Here is a 13,866-nt window from a genome sequence, read left to right as displayed (position 1 = left end):
AGGCGGGGAAGGCGGGACGCGGCAACCCCGCCTGCGTCCCGCTGCTTTAGCGCCGGAGAACCCCCTTGACCGACTTCGAACACTATTACCAACGCATCCGCCGCCAGCAGAAACGTGACACGCTGCTCTGGGCACTACTGCTGGTGGCGCTCTATCTGGCGGCCGGGAGAGTGGCAGAATTTAATCTGCTCACCGTCTGGCAGTCACTGCCGCACTTCTTCGACTATCTGCACGAAATCCTGCCGGTGCTGCATCTGCCGCTGCTGTTTGCCGACGGTAAGACCGAAGGCTCGCTGGCTTACTGGGGCTACCGTCTGCCGATTCAGCTGCCGCTGATCTGGGAAACGCTGCAGCTGGCGCTGGCTTCGACGCTGGTGGCCGTCGCCCTGGCAGTGGTACTGGCCTTTTTTGCCGCCGATAATACCCAGACGCCGGTCAGCGTGCGGATGACGATTCGCGCCTTTGTTGCCTTTCTGCGCACCATGCCAGAGCTGGCATGGGCGGTGATGTTTGTCATGGCGTTTGGCATCGGGGCGATCCCCGGCTTTCTGGCGCTGGCACTGCACACCGTGGGCAGCCTGACCAAGCTGTTTTACGAGGCGATTGAGTCGGCGTCGGATAAGCCGGTGCGTGGCCTGGCCGCCTGCGGTGCCAGTAAGCTGCAGCGGATGCGCTTCGCCTTCTGGCCGCAGGTGAAACCGATCTTTCTCTCCTACAGCTTTATGCGGCTGGAGATTAACTTTCGCTCCTCCACCATTCTTGGGCTGGTCGGCGCGGGCGGCATCGGCCAGGAGCTGATGACCAACATCAAACTGGACCGCTACGATCAGGTGAGCATTACGCTGCTGTTGATCCTGATCGTGGTGTCACTGCTGGACACGCTATCCGGCCAGCTTCGTCGCCGTGTCACAGGAGATCGGACATGATAAGCCACGTACCGGATGTTGCACTGCTGAAGCAGCAGCATCGTGAACTGTTCGCCGCGCAGCCGCGCTATCTGCGCCGCATCGGGCTGATGGCGCTGGCGGTGCTGCTCTATTACCTCTTTTTCTTCTCGGTCTTTGGCCTGGAGTGGTCGCGCCTGCTGATGGGCTGCCAGCAACTGGGGCACTATTTCCTGCGGATGTTTGTCTGGCACGGCTTCCTGAACTGGCCGTTTGGCTACTATTTTTCACAGGTGGGGATCACTTTAGGGATTGTCTTTGCCGGGACGCTGACGGCCTCGCTGCTGGCGCTGCCGCTGTCGTTTCTGGCGGCGCGCAATGTGATGCACGATCGCGCCGCGAAGCCGCTGGCGTTCCTTGTGCGGCGTCTGTTCGATGTGCTGCGCGGTATCGATATGGCGATCTGGGGACTGATATTCGTGCGTGCGGTGGGGATGGGGCCGCTGGCCGGGGTGCTGGCGATTATCCTGCAGGATGTGGGACTGCTCGGTAAGCTTTATGCCGAAGGGCACGAAGCGGTGGAGCGCTCACCCAGTCGCGGGCTGGGCGCGGTCGGCGCCAACAGCCTGCAGAAACACCGGTTCGGCATCTTCACCCAGTCATTCCCGCAGTTCCTGGCACTGAGCCTTTACCAGATTGAGTCCAATACCCGCTCTGCGGCGGTGCTGGGCTTTGTCGGTGCGGGTGGCGTCGGCCTGGTCTACGCCGAGAACATGCGGCTGTGGAACTGGGACGTGGTGATGTTCCTGACGCTGATCCTGGTGGTGGTGGTTATGGTGATGGATGTGATCTCCAGCCGCCTGCGTAAGCGCTACATCAGTGGCAAGCCGGTGCCGCTGTGGCAGCCTGCTGCGCGCGATTAAGCCGTTCGCTGCGCTGCCAGGCGCGCTGGAGCGCCTGCACCAGCTGAGCCTGCTGCCAGGGTTTTGCCAGCCGTTCGCACAGCGGCAGCGTCACCGGCTGGTGGCGCAGATCCTGACCGCTGATGAGCAGCGTCGCCAGCTGCGGCCAGTTCTGCTGCGCCTGGCGGATCACTTCCGCGCCATTGATCTCGCCGGGCAGCATCAGGTCGCTGATCAGCAGGTCGATATCGGGCGTCTGGCGCAGCAGCGCCAGCGCCGCTTCACCGTCGCCACACTCCAGCGTCAGATACCCCAGCTGATGCAGATGCTCACACAGCGTCTGGCGCACCGCCGGTTCATCATCCAGCACCAGTATCAGCCGGTTGTTCGCTGCCTCTGCCTCGGCGGGCTTTGGCGGTGGCGGGGTGATGACGGCAGTGGCAGTGGCTTCCGCTGCGCGCGGCAACAGCAGACGCACCGTAGTGCCCTGGCCCGGCGCAGTTTCCAGTTCAATCTGCCCACCTGACTGCCGCACAAAGCCGTAAACCATCGACAGCCCCAGCCCGCTGCCGCTGCCGGTGGCTTTGGTAGTGAAGAAGGGCTCGAAAACCTGCTCGCGAACGTCGGCGGACATGCCGCAGCCATGATCGATAACCTCAATTGTGACCCTGTCACGTTTTTCATTCCCTTGCGGCTGGCGCTGATTACAGATGCGCAGCCGGATTTCACCGCTTTGCTGATGCATCGCATCGCGCGCGTTCACCACCAGGTTCATCAGCGCATTCTCCAGCTGGCTGGCATCAATCCAGGCCAGCCAGCCAGGACGCTGCGCATCTATGATCAGCTGCTGTCCCGGCAGCAGCGAGTGCTGCAGCAGCCCCTGCAGGTTATCCACCAGCGTGACCACCGACACCGCGCGCGGATAGAGCGCCTGCTTACGTGAAAACGCCAGCAGACGCTGCGTCAGCTGGGCGGCGCGATCGGCGGCCTGCCGCGCCCGTTCTACCCTGGTGGCCAGCGGGCCGGGCATCAGCTGACCTTCGGTCAGCGCCAGACTGCCAATAATCACCGCCAGCAGATTGTTGAAGTCGTGCGCCAGGCCGCCGGTCAGCTGGCCGACTGCCTTCATCTTCTGACTGTGCTGTAGCGCCTCCTCCAGCGTTTTACGCGAGGTCCGGTCCAGCACGGTATTGACCATGCCGCGCCGCGGGATTGGGCTGAAGCGCAGCTCCAGCGTCCGGCCATCGGTCAGCCGGATCTCCTGGGGTTCACCGGGATCGTGCAGATCGACCGCCAGCGGGGCCAGCAACTGCTGATAATGAACGCCGCGATGCAGCTCACGCGGCGCAATGCCGAGCAGCTCGGCATACTGGGCGTTCCACACCACCAGCTGACCGTTATTGTCGAACAGGGCAAAGCCGTCGCGCATCGCCAGGAACGTGGACTCCAGCTGGTTGCTTTTCTCTTTCAGCAGCCGCGAAGTGTGGGCCAGCGAGGCGGTATTGCGGGCAAAGACGTTAAACGCCCGCGCCAGCTCGCCCAGCTCGTCGCGCCGTTGCAGCCCCGGCACGCTGACGTTCTGCTCACCCTGCGCAAGCCGCGTCATCGCCCCGGCTATCGCCGTCAGGCTCGACCCCAGGTTGCGATAGATATAGATCCCGGCATAGCCGGTGATCGCCAGCGCCAGCAGCACAAACAGCGCGATAAAGCTGATGATGGAGTCGAGTTCGTGGTGGGTGGCCTGGGTGCGCGCCTCGCTCTGCAACGCAACCTGCTGCACCGACGCATTGATATCGTCGTTCAGCATCGCCACCAGCGCTTTAATCCGGTAGGTGGCGTAGGCGATCGCCAGGTCACTCTGCTCCAGCGCCTCCGCCAGTGGCAGCAGGCGCTGCTGAGTGGCCAGCAGCCGCTGTACCTGCTCGCCGGTGACACCCGTCAGCGGCACCGTGCGCCACTGCGTCATGATCTGCTGAAGCTGCTCAATCACGGCGATGGGCGAGGGCGTACGGATGGCGATGGTGATCAGCCGTTCGGTCTGCTCGCGCAGTGCGGCATCCGGCCGCGTCCGCTGTTCCCGCTGCACCCGCTGGTCGATATGACTGAGCAGAATCTGCGTCTGCCACAGATCGCTCAGCATGTTGTTGCGCTGCAGATGCCGCTGATGGCTGTTCAGCAGCAGGCTGTTAATCGTCTGCTCCAGCATCAGGCTGCGGGCGCGGATCCGGGCGATGCGCTCCGGCTGACGGGCCGCCAGCGGCGCACTCGCCAGCAGGCTCAGCGACTGCTGTAACGCCTGCTGATTCTGCTGCAGCCGCTGTGATTCGCTCTGATACTCCAGCGCCCCGACCACCTGCGACAGCCGCACGGCCGCCGTCGCGACGTTAGCGGTGTCGCGTGCCAGCGCCAGGCTGCCGTTCATATCTGCCAGCGTCTGCGCCTGTGCCTGCTCCTGAATCGCCCCGGCATGACGAAAGCCGACGATCGCCACCACGCTCACCATCAGCGTGACCAACACCACCAGCAGATTGAACATCAACAGGCGGCCACGCGCCCCGGCCTGCCACGGATAACTGTGCTGCATCCCACGACCTCTTCTTCACGGCAACCGTGGGCCGAGTATAGGAGCGCGGCGTCGGGCATTTATGACAAATATGAATGGCCGCTGACATTTTCCGTTTATCTGGCGTTGCTTAACTGGCGGCTATCCACAGTCCGCAGGAGCAGGGCGATGACAGCCACACCGATACTGGAAATGCGGGGCATTACCCGACGCTTCGGCAATTTTTATGCCCTGAAGGGCGTCGATCTCACGGTTTATCCGGGCGAGGTTCATGCGCTGATGGGAGAGAACGGCGCGGGTAAAAGCACACTGATGAAGATTCTGGCCGGTGCCTATACCGCCAGCAGCGGGGAAATTCTCATTGAAGGCAAGCCGTACGCCCTTAAAGGGCCGAAAGAGGCGCTGGCTGCCGGGATCACCCTGATTTATCAGGAGATCAACCTGGCACCCAACCTGACGGTGGCGGAGAACATTTTTCTGGGTAGTGAAATCGCGCCCGGCGGGCTGGTGAAGCGGCGGCAGATGGCCGAAGAGGCGCAGCGGGTGATTGACCGGCTCGGCGCACAGTTCAGCGCCTGGGATCTTGTCAGTCGTCTGAGCATCGCCGAGCAGCAGCAGGTCGAGATCGCCCGCGCACTGCAGCGCAACAGCCGCATCCTGGTGATGGATGAGCCGACCGCCGCGCTCTCAAACCGTGAAACTGAACAGCTCTTCGCGCTGATTAAACGGCTGCGCAGCGAAGGCATGGCGATCATCTACATCAGTCACCGTATGGCGGAGGTCTATGAGCTGTCCGACCGCGTCAGCGTGCTGCGTGACGGGGAGTATGTCGGCAGCCTGACGCGTGACCAGCTCAACGCCAGCGAACTGGTGCGGATGATGGTCGGGCGGCCGCTCAGCGACCTGTTTAACAAAGACCGCGCTATCCCGCTGGGCGACATCCGGCTGGCGGTGAATCATCTGACCGACGGCGGCAAAGTGCATCCCAGCAGTCTGGCTGTGCGGGCAGGGGAAATTGTCGGCCTGGCCGGGCTGGTGGGTGCGGGGCGCAGCGAACTGGCGCAGCTGATCTTCGGCGTGCATAAGCCGAAAGAGGGCGAGATCTGGATCGACGGCGAGAAGGTCACCATTCATTCCCCGCGCGATGCGATTGCGCGCGGCATCGGTTTCCTCACCGAGAACCGCAAAGAGCAGGGGCTGTTTCTGGAGATGGCGGCGCAGGAGAACATCGTAATGGCGACGCTGGAGCGCGACGCCAGTTACGGGATGCTCAACCGCCGCAAAGGGCAGACCATCGCTACGGAGGCGATCGCCTCCCTCAATATTCGTGTACCGCACGCTCAGGTCCGGGCGGGCGGCCTGTCAGGTGGCAACCAGCAGAAGCTGCTGATCTCGCGCTGGGTGGCGATTGGTCCGCGCATTCTGATCCTTGATGAGCCGACGCGCGGCGTCGATGTCGGCGCGAAAAGCGAGATTTACCGCATGATGCAGGAGATGGCGCGGCAGGGCGTGGCGATTTTAATGATCTCCAGCGAACTGCCGGAAGTGGTCGGCATGAGCGACCGCGTTTACGTGATGCACGAAGGCACCATCGTCGGTGAACTGGAGGGCAGCCACATCAGTCAGGAAAATATTATGACGCTGGCAACCGGTGCGCACAGCACGTCAGCAGGCGAAATCTGAGGAGACCACCATGTCACAACTGGCCCGCACTAACGCGCCGACGCTGAAACGCGCCCTGATGGGTGATCTGCTGCAAACGGTAGGTATCCTGCCGATTCTGATCCTGATCGTGGCGGTGTTTGGTTTCGTTACGCCGAACTTCTTTACCGAAGCGAACCTGCTGAATATCACCCGCCAGGCGTCGATCAATATCGTGCTGGCGGCGGGCATGACCTTTGTCATTCTGACCGGCGGTATCGACCTGTCGGTAGGGTCAATGCTGGGCACCACGGCAGTGGTCGCGCTGGTGGCGTCGCTGGATCCGATGCTTGCCTCGCTGACCATTCCGATGGCGCTGGGCGCGGGTCTGGTGATGGGGCTGTTCAACGGTATCCTGGTCGCCTGGGCCGGATTGCCTCCCTTTATCGTCACGCTCGGCACCTACACCGCGCTGCGCGGGGCGGCTTATCTGCTGGCGAACGGCACCACGGTGATTAACTCCGATATTAACTTTGAGTGGATTGGTAACGGCTATCTTGGGCCGGTGCCGTGGCTGATTGTGATTGCCTTTGCGGTGATCGCCATCTGCTGGTTCATCCTGCGTCGCACTACGCTGGGCGTTCATATCTACGCGGTCGGCGGCAACATCCAGGCGGCGCGTCTTACCGGCATCAAGGTTGGCGTGGTGCTGCTGTTTGTCTACGGCATGAGCGGCCTGCTGTCGGGGCTGGGCGGCTTAATGAGCGCCTCGCGGCTCTACAGCGCCAACGGCAATCTTGGTGTCGGCTATGAGCTGGATGCGATTGCGGCGGTGATCCTTGGCGGCACCAGCTTTGTCGGCGGTATCGGCACCATCACCGGCACCCTGATTGGCGCACTGATTATCGCCACGCTGAATAACGGCATGACGCTGATGGGCGTCTCCTATTTCTGGCAGCTGGTGATCAAGGGCGCGGTGATCATCATCGCGGTCCTGATCGACAAATACCGCACCCGTCATCATGTGAGCTGAGGCTCTAAAGGGCGGATGCGCCGTGTCGCCGCCGCCACCCAAAAACGCCATTAAGCGGTTGGCACCTTGAAAACAGCAGGAGAAGGTCTATGCGTTTTAATCCGATTGTAACCGGGCTGCTGGCGGCAACGCTGTTCAGCACCGGCCTGGCTCAGGCAAAAGAACTCAAATCTATCGGCGTCACGGTCGGCGACCTGGCTAACCCCTTCTTCGTGCAGATCACTAAAGGCGCAGAGATGAAGGCGCGTCAGCTGGCGGGCGATAAGGTCAATGTCACGCTGGTCTCCAGCGGCTACGACCTCGGTCAGCAGGTCGGCCAGATTGATAACTTTATTGCGGCCAAAGTCGACATGATTATCCTCAACGCCGCGGACTCCAAAGGGATCGCCCCGGCGGTGAAGCGGGCGCGTGACGCCGGTATCGTGGTGGTGGCGGTTGACGTGGCCGCCGATGGCGCCAATGCGACCATCACCTCCGATAACACCGAGGCGGGCGCAATGGCCTGTAAATATATTTCTGACCGCCTGAAGAACAAAGGCAACGTGGTTATCATCAACGGACCGCCGGTTTCAGCCGTACAGAACCGTGTTGAAGGCTGCATGAACGAGCTGAAAACCCATCCGGACATCAAGCTGCTCTCGTACAACCAGAACGCCAAAGGCAGTCGTGAAGGCGGACTGGAAGTGATGACCGGTCTGCTCTCGGCTAACCCGAAAATTGACGCCGTGTTTGCCATCAACGACCCGACTGCGATTGGCGCGGACTTAGCCGCGAAACAGGCGCAGCGCAGCGAATTCTTTATCGTGGGCGTCGATGGATCGCCGGACGGGGAAGAGGCGCTGAAGCGCAAAAACTCACTTTTCGTCGCCACGCCAGCCCAGGACCCGCAGGTCATGGCAGCCAAAGCGGTCGAGATTGGTTATGACATTCTGCAGGGCAAACCCGCGCCGGATAAACCGGTGCTGATCCCGGTGAAACTGATCGATCGTAATAATATCGGCAGCTATCAGGGCTGGACGGTGAAATAAGCGTCAGGGCGGCACCTTCGGGTGCCGCCCTCAGGAGACCACCATGCAACGTTCAGAGGTTAATGACTACCTGCAGCATACCCGCGAGTTCTTCCGCCAGCAGGATGTGCATCTGCCGCCGTGGGCCGATTACAGCGTCAGCCAGTGGCGTGCGCAGGATCGCGACGTGATACAGGAGATTCTGGCGCTACGGCTGGGCTGGGATCTCACCAGCTTTGACGCGGCAGATTTTATGCAGACTGGTCTGACGCTGTTTACGCTGCGTAACGGCTCGCCAGGCGGACAGCCGTGGCATAAATCCTACGCCGAGAAGATCATGCACGTGCGCGAAGGGCAGCTGACGCCGATGCACTATCATCCGCGCAAGATGGAAGACATTATCAATCGCGGCGGCGGCAACCTGATTGTCGAACTGCATAACCGCGACGGCGACGGGCTGGCAGACTCGCCAGTGGCGGTGTCGCTGGATGGCCTGCGCCAGATCCATGTTGCCGGAACACAGCTGCGACTCTCTCCGGGTGAAAGCGTGACGCTGGAGGCGGGCGTCTGGCACAGTTTCTGGGGCGAAAACGGCTTCGGCGACGTGCTGGTGGGTGAGGTATCGATGCCCAACGATGACGAAAATGACAATGTATTTCTGACGCCGCTGGCCCGTTTCAACCCGCTGAATGAAGATGAAGCGCCGCGCTGGCTGCTGTGTAATGACTATGCGAACGGCTTTCTGTGAGTTGCCCTCCACTGAGCGCAGAATGGCAGGGCGCATCAAGTTCGCTTACCTGTCATGTTTCAGTGCCGGTCAGCCTGAGTTTTCTGATGCTGCGTGCGGGCGGTTCACCGAACAGGCGCGCATATTCCCGGGTAAACTGCGTCAGACTCTCGTAGCCCACATCTGCCGCGACGGCGGCGACATTGCCGGGCCGCAGCACCAGCGCTTTGCGCGCCTCATAGAGCCGGAGATGTTTTTGATACTGCAGCGGCGAAAGCCCGGTGCTGGCCCGAAAGCCACGATGGAAGGCCGACAGACTCATGCCCGCCATTGCTGCCAGCGTCTCAATGCGAAACGCGGTGGCATAGTGTGTGCGCAGCCAGACCAGCGCCTTTCTGATCTTCGCAAAATGCCCGTTTACCTCTGCTGCCTGACGCAGCACGCCGCCCTGCGTACCCTGCAACAGCCGATATAGGATCTCGCGCTCCACCAGCGGCGCCATCACCGCGATCTCCTCCGGTTTTGCCAGCAGGCGCAGCATCCGCAGCCAGGCATCCGCCAGCGCATCATCCACCCTGTTAACCGAAATGCCTTTGTTCGTAGCGGGAAGAGCGGTCACAGGCATCTGATGCAGCAGATCGCTGATGGCGGCGAAATCGAGCGTCAGACGTACGGCGAGATAGGGCGAGGCTTCGCTGGCTTCAGTGATGTCGCCAGTGGCGGGCAGATCGAACGACGCGGTAAACATCTCACCTGCGGAATAGCGGATGGATTGTGCACCTACCTGCAGCCTTTTTTCTCCCTGCAGGATCAGGCTGACGAACGGTAGATAGATTTCTGGCGGCAGAGCCATCGGCTGGCTGACGCGATAGAGATCCACGCGCGGAATCGTCGTCGCAGTGAGGTCGTCTGCCGCGCACGCCAGCACCTCATCTCTTAACGCTTCAAGGCCTTTCATATTGCGTGACTCCGGCGGATTCAGCGCCTGACAGGAGAAAAGCAGGAATGGGCAAATTTTAGGCAGGATTGCAGCCGCCGCGCAACTGGCTGAGGACTATTCTCGCTCTCTGGTCTTTGAGCAGGATGGTATGAAATGAAAATTGAAGAAGCAGTAATCATGATTACCGGCGCATCATCGGGGATTGGTCAAGCCACGGCGCGTGCGGCGCTGCAGGCGGGTGCGCGGGTTATCTTACTGGCACGACGCAAAGACCGACTGGATGCTCTCGCGGATGGATCAGGCAAAGCGCTGGCAGTAGCCTGCGATGTGACTCAGCCTGGCCAGATTGCAAACGCAGTCAGACAGGGGCTGGCACGCTTTGGCCAGATTGATGTGCTCATCAATAATGCTGTTCAGGGGCTGTACGCGGCGGTTGAGGAAATAGAGGCGGCGGATTTCAGGGCGCTGCTTGAGCTGAACCTGATTACCCCGCTGATGATGATGCATGCGGTGATCCCACCAATGCGGCGGCAGGGCGCAGGGCGCATTATCAACGTTAGCTCCGGGGCGACGCTGGCAACGTATCCAGGGTCGGCGGCCTATACCAGCTCCAAAGCGGGGCTGAATATGCTCTCCGGCGTGGCGCGGCTGGAACTGGCTGAGGCCGGGATTACGGTTTCCACGGTGTATCCGTTTATGACCCGCTCAGAATTTTATCAGTCGGTGAAGTCGGGACAGGAAGCCGCGATTGCGCAGGCTGAGCAGAGCGCCGCATTCGCGCACGCGCCTGAGCGCGTGGCGGAAAAAATTCTGGCAATGGTCGAAAGCGGAGAGGCGAAGGGGGATCTGGTGCCGCGTGCCTGGGGCGGAACGTGTGACGACTGAGGTGATTACGCCTGTCACTGGCAGGCCGCTCAGATTGACTCAGGCGATCTGGCTGGCGCGCGGCGCGATTTCCGGTTTCATTACGTCAGCGGAAAAGACGTAACCCAGCCCGCGGATGGTGCGGATCAGGTCAGGCTGATGCGGGTTGGTTTCAATTTTGCGGCGCAGTCGCATGATCAGCACGTCGATGGTGCGGTCAAACACATCGAGACTTTCACTGTGGGTCAGCTCCAGCAGCTGATCGCGGGTCAGCACCTTACGGGCGTGACGCACCAGCGCGCGCAGCAGGCTGTATTCTCCCTGGGTCAGCGGCACCAGTTCGCGCTGCGGATTAAACAGCTGGCAGCGGCCATCGTCCAGTTGCCAGCCGCCGAACCGCCAGCCCGCCTGTTCTGAATCGGCCTGTACAATACGCCCGCTGCGGCGCAAAGCGGCACGGGCGCGGGCCACCACCACGCGGGGATTAAAAGGCTTGGCGATGTAGTCGTCTGCGCCCATCTCCAGACCCACCACCATCTCCGCTTCGGACCCCATACCGGTCAGCATAATCACCAGCACCTCGGGTCGCTGACGCTGGAGCTGCTGCAACACCAGCAGCCCGTTGGTATCGGGCAGCATCATATCCAGCATCACCAGCGATATCTCCGGGTGCTCGCTGAGCATCGATAGCGCCTCGCGTCCCTGATGACAGCGGTAGACCGTTAACAGATGTTCACTTAACGCATCCTGCAGGACGTCGCAGACAGCAGGATCATCATCCACCACCAAAATCGCTGGCTTCATGGCGCGGCCTCAATGTTACGAAAGAGTTAATTCTGGAGTCTACACAGGCCAGAGAAGGTTGCTGAGGCAGCGTACTGAAACGTGACCAGCTTCGCCTGTGAGAGTACGGAAGCGTGCGCTGGCGCAGAGTTTTTGGCGATTGCTGATTTGCCGCAGGAAAACGATTGCGCGGGATCGGTGCATTGCACCATAATCGCGCCCTGTTTTGATTCGGAATCTTCTTAGGCGTGTCTGGCTCTGCCAGGTAATCGATTGCGTCGGCAGATGGCATGGCAATTGCTTTGGGCAGTGGGTAACGCAGGGATTTCAGGCGGTTCTGGCACGCAAGTATGCAGCGGCCAGCATCCATATCCCGGAAACAGAATAATCAGCATACAAACCCCTTTGGCAAGAGAGACGGCTGTCTCCTGTATCGAGAGATGATGATGTTAGAAAAACTATTCAAACTCAAAGCGCATAACACCACGGTTCGTACCGAGATTATCGCCGGGATCACTACCTTCCTGGCGATGGCCTATATTCTGTTTGTGAACCCGAGCATTCTGGGCGCAACCGGCATGGATAAGGGCGCAGTGTTTGTCGCGACCTGTCTGGCGGCGGCGATTGGCTGCGTGCTGATGGGGCTGATCGCTAACTACCCGATCGCGCTGGCACCCGGCATGGGACTGAACGCCTTCTTCACCTATACCGTGGTGCTGCACATGGGCTACACGTGGCAGGTTGCGCTGGGCGCGGTGTTTCTCTCGGCGGTGATTTTCTTCGCGATGTCGCTGTTTAAAATCCGCGAGTGGATTATTGCCAGTATCCCGCTGCCGCTGCGCGCCGGGATTGGTGCAGGTATCGGGCTGTTCCTGGCGATTATTGCCCTGGAAGGGGCGGGCATTGTGGTCGATAACCCGGCGACGCTGGTGGGCATTGGCGATCTGACCAAACCGGGTCCGCTGCTGGCGATGCTTGGCTTTGTGGTGATCGTGGTACTGGAAGCGCGTCGCGTGACCGGTGCGGTGCTGATCGGCATCCTGCTGGTGACCTTTATCTCGATGGGCATCGGTCTGTCTCCGTTCGCGGGCGTCTTCTCTGCGCCGCCGTCGATTGCACCGACCTTCCTGCAGCTGGATATCGCCGGGGCATTTAACGTCGGCCTGATCAGCGTGATCTTTGCCTTCCTGTTTGTCGATGTGTTTGATAACACCGGCACGCTGCTGGGCGTGACTAAACGTGCCGGTCTGGCGGATGAGCAGGGCAATGTGCCCAAGATGGGGCGTGCGCTGATTGCCGACAGTGCGGCTGCACTGTTTGGTTCACTGCTCGGCACCTCGACCACCACCAGTTATGTGGAATCGGCGGCGGGCGTGAGTGCCGGTGGCCGTACCGGACTGACCGCGATCGTGGTGGGTGTGCTGTTTCTGCTGGCACTGTTCTTCTCGCCGCTGGCCTCCAGCGTGCCGGTTTACGCCACTGCGCCTGCGCTGCTGTTTGTGGCGGTATTGATGGCATCGGGACTGGCAGATATCGACTGGAAAGATATCACCACGGCCGTGCCGGTTACCGTGACTGCGCTGACCATGCCGCTGACCTATTCTATTGCTAACGGCATCGCGTTTGGTTTTATTACCTGGACGCTGGTGAAGCTGCTGAGCGGTCGTGCGAAAGAGGTGAATGCGGCGCTGGTGATCCTGTCGATTCTGTTTGTGATTAAGCTTGGGTGGTTAAGTGCCTGATGGGTGCCTGGCGGCGGGGTGAGTTTCGCCTCGCGGCGGGCAGGTATGAGCGGGGTACGCGTTGCAGCGGGCTGGCTTTGAGCAGGTTTCGCCCGCCAGGCGATGGGGAGTTTCAGGTTGCCCATGCAGGCGGACGCGTCAAGGGGCGGACGCCCGCCCCTTAACAATCCCGGCGTCCGGCAGCCTGCGCGCCCCGCTGTGCGGGGTGCCTTCGTCACGCCCTGCGGCCGACGGACCGTCCGGACGCGCCATCCCTGGCGCGAACCGTCCTTTCGCCGACGTCCTGTCGGCTCATCCTCGCCTCCGGTTGTTCCTCAGCGCTTCGGATGCCTCTGAGAAACCCCCGCCTGTGATTTCTTTTTGTTTTCTCTAGTGCTGTATTGTCTGCTGAACTGTAAAGCCAAAGCCAAAGCCAAAGCCAAAGCCAAAGCCAAAGCCAAAGCCAAAGCCAAAGCCAAAGCCAAAGCCAAAGCCAAAGCCAAAGCCAAAGCCAAAGCCAAAGCCAAAGCCAAAGTCAAAGCCAAAGCCAAAGCCAGAGCCAATCCCGGAAACGTAAAGCGATAACGTGCCAACACAGAAAGAAGAGATAACAGCGAGGGGGCAGGGAGGCCATCTGAACCGCTGAGCGGATGAGGGATTTCAGGACGAGCGACAGGGATGTCGCGAAGAGGCGGGTTCGCGCCAGGGATGGCGCGTCCTGCCGGTCCGGGAGAAATCCGGAAGAAGCGAAGGAACCGCGAAGCGGCGGTGAAGCAGGCCGGAGCCGGGGGTCAAGGGGCG

The 13,866-nt window shown here is 60.9% G+C and carries 12 protein-coding genes; 9 read left to right on the top strand and 3 right to left on the bottom strand.

Annotated features, from left to right (window positions below; all coding sequences use genetic code 11):
• Positions 1 to 65 precede the first annotated feature (65 nt).
• Both phnE (FA92_RS10385) and phnE (FA92_RS10380) read left to right on the top strand, forming a co-directional pair.
• On the top strand, positions 66 to 926 hold the full coding sequence (gene phnE / locus FA92_RS10385) for a phosphonate ABC transporter, permease protein PhnE (RefSeq protein ID WP_033783436.1): 861 nt from the start codon (positions 66 to 68) through the stop codon (positions 924 to 926).
• The gene (gene phnE, locus FA92_RS10380) at positions 923 to 1,807 is read left to right on the top strand and encodes a phosphonate ABC transporter, permease protein PhnE (protein ID WP_033783435.1); all 885 of its coding nucleotides are present in this window, start codon (positions 923 to 925) and stop codon (positions 1,805 to 1,807) included. The genes phnE (FA92_RS10385) and phnE (FA92_RS10380) overlap by 4 nt, the downstream gene beginning before the upstream one ends.
• On the opposite strand, the gene FA92_RS10375 is transcribed toward phnE (FA92_RS10380), so the two are convergent.
• Positions 1,761 to 4,370 (bottom strand): ATP-binding protein, encoded by a 2,610-nt coding sequence (locus tag FA92_RS10375; RefSeq protein WP_033783433.1) that lies wholly within the window; start codon positions 4,368 to 4,370, stop codon positions 1,761 to 1,763. The two genes, phnE (FA92_RS10380) and FA92_RS10375, sit on opposite strands and share 47 nt — an antisense overlap.
• Before the next feature lie 147 nt (positions 4,371 to 4,517).
• Here FA92_RS10375 and FA92_RS10370 point away from each other — a divergent pair, with 147 nt between their 5' ends.
• The 4 genes from FA92_RS10370 to FA92_RS10355 all read left to right on the top strand — a co-directional run bounded on the left by FA92_RS10370 (position 4,518) and on the right by FA92_RS10355 (position 8,778).
• On the top strand, positions 4,518 to 6,032 hold the full coding sequence (locus FA92_RS10370; RefSeq protein ID WP_033783432.1) for a sugar ABC transporter ATP-binding protein: 1,515 nt from the start codon (positions 4,518 to 4,520) through the stop codon (positions 6,030 to 6,032).
• 10 nt (positions 6,033 to 6,042) lie between these two features.
• Positions 6,043 to 7,023 (top strand): ribose ABC transporter permease, encoded by a 981-nt coding sequence (locus FA92_RS10365; protein ID WP_013358325.1) that lies wholly within the window; start codon positions 6,043 to 6,045, stop codon positions 7,021 to 7,023.
• Between the two features lie 89 nt (positions 7,024 to 7,112).
• Positions 7,113 to 8,051, top strand: coding sequence for an ABC transporter substrate-binding protein (locus FA92_RS10360; protein WP_013358324.1), 939 nt, complete (start codon positions 7,113 to 7,115; stop codon positions 8,049 to 8,051).
• 43 nt (positions 8,052 to 8,094) lie between these two features.
• Positions 8,095 to 8,778 carry a D-lyxose/D-mannose family sugar isomerase gene (locus FA92_RS10355; RefSeq protein WP_033783431.1) on the top strand — a complete coding sequence of 228 codons (684 nt, stop codon included), beginning with the start codon at positions 8,095 to 8,097 and terminating at the stop codon, positions 8,776 to 8,778.
• Between the two features lie 52 nt (positions 8,779 to 8,830).
• On the opposite strand, the gene FA92_RS10350 is transcribed toward FA92_RS10355, so the two are convergent.
• Positions 8,831 to 9,715 (bottom strand): AraC family transcriptional regulator, encoded by an 885-nt coding sequence (locus FA92_RS10350; protein WP_072008964.1) that lies wholly within the window; start codon positions 9,713 to 9,715, stop codon positions 8,831 to 8,833.
• 135 nt (positions 9,716 to 9,850) lie between these two features.
• Between FA92_RS10350 and FA92_RS10345 the strand changes: the two genes are divergently transcribed.
• Entirely contained in the window at positions 9,851 to 10,582 is a 732-nt protein-coding gene (locus FA92_RS10345; protein WP_033783429.1) for an SDR family oxidoreductase, read from the top strand.
• 39 nt (positions 10,583 to 10,621) lie between these two features.
• Here FA92_RS10345 and FA92_RS10340 read toward each other — a convergent pair whose 3' ends face one another.
• On the bottom strand, positions 10,622 to 11,365 hold the full coding sequence (locus FA92_RS10340) for a response regulator transcription factor (protein ID WP_033783428.1): 744 nt from the start codon (positions 11,363 to 11,365) through the stop codon (positions 10,622 to 10,624).
• Between the two features lie 422 nt (positions 11,366 to 11,787).
• Between FA92_RS10340 and FA92_RS10335 the strand changes: the two genes are divergently transcribed.
• Together FA92_RS10335 and FA92_RS10330 are read left to right on the top strand one after the other, a co-directional pair.
• On the top strand, positions 11,788 to 13,086 hold the full coding sequence (locus FA92_RS10335; RefSeq protein WP_197061512.1) for an NCS2 family permease: 1,299 nt from the start codon (positions 11,788 to 11,790) through the stop codon (positions 13,084 to 13,086).
• 360 nt (positions 13,087 to 13,446) lie between these two features.
• Positions 13,447 to 13,650 (top strand): hypothetical protein, encoded by a 204-nt coding sequence (locus tag FA92_RS10330; protein WP_156105696.1) that lies wholly within the window; start codon positions 13,447 to 13,449, stop codon positions 13,648 to 13,650.
• The last annotated feature ends 216 nt before the right edge of the window (positions 13,651 to 13,866 follow it).

It is taken from the genome of Pantoea sp. 9140, assembly GCF_000745295.1.
Classification (GTDB): Bacteria; Pseudomonadota; Gammaproteobacteria; order Enterobacterales; family Enterobacteriaceae; genus Pantoea; species Pantoea vagans.
The sequence above is the reverse complement of the archived record's forward strand: the minus strand, read 5'-3'. Positions and strand labels throughout refer to the sequence as shown.

What these genes read in the sequence shown, in the direction of transcription:
- FA92_RS10370 (WP_033783432.1), top strand. Translation starts at nt 4,518, where the DNA reads ATGACAGCCACACCGATACTGGAAATGCGGGGCATTACCCGACGCTTC.
- FA92_RS10335 (WP_197061512.1), top strand. Translation starts at nt 11,788, where the DNA reads ATGATGTTAGAAAAACTATTCAAACTCAAAGCGCATAACACCACGGTT.
- phnE (WP_033783435.1), top strand. Translation starts at nt 923, where the DNA reads ATGATAAGCCACGTACCGGATGTTGCACTGCTGAAGCAGCAGCATCGT.
- FA92_RS10355 (WP_033783431.1), top strand. Translation starts at nt 8,095, where the DNA reads ATGCAACGTTCAGAGGTTAATGACTACCTGCAGCATACCCGCGAGTTC.
- FA92_RS10375 (WP_033783433.1), bottom strand. Translation starts at nt 4,370, where the DNA reads ATGCAGCACAGTTATCCGTGGCAGGCCGGGGCGCGTGGCCGCCTGTTG.
- FA92_RS10350 (WP_072008964.1), bottom strand. Translation starts at nt 9,715, where the DNA reads ATGAAAGGCCTTGAAGCGTTAAGAGATGAGGTGCTGGCGTGCGCGGCA.
- FA92_RS10345 (WP_033783429.1), top strand. Translation starts at nt 9,851, where the DNA reads ATGAAAATTGAAGAAGCAGTAATCATGATTACCGGCGCATCATCGGGG.
- FA92_RS10360 (WP_013358324.1), top strand. Translation starts at nt 7,113, where the DNA reads ATGCGTTTTAATCCGATTGTAACCGGGCTGCTGGCGGCAACGCTGTTC.
- FA92_RS10340 (WP_033783428.1), bottom strand. Translation starts at nt 11,365, where the DNA reads ATGAAGCCAGCGATTTTGGTGGTGGATGATGATCCTGCTGTCTGCGAC.
- FA92_RS10365 (WP_013358325.1), top strand. Translation starts at nt 6,043, where the DNA reads ATGTCACAACTGGCCCGCACTAACGCGCCGACGCTGAAACGCGCCCTG.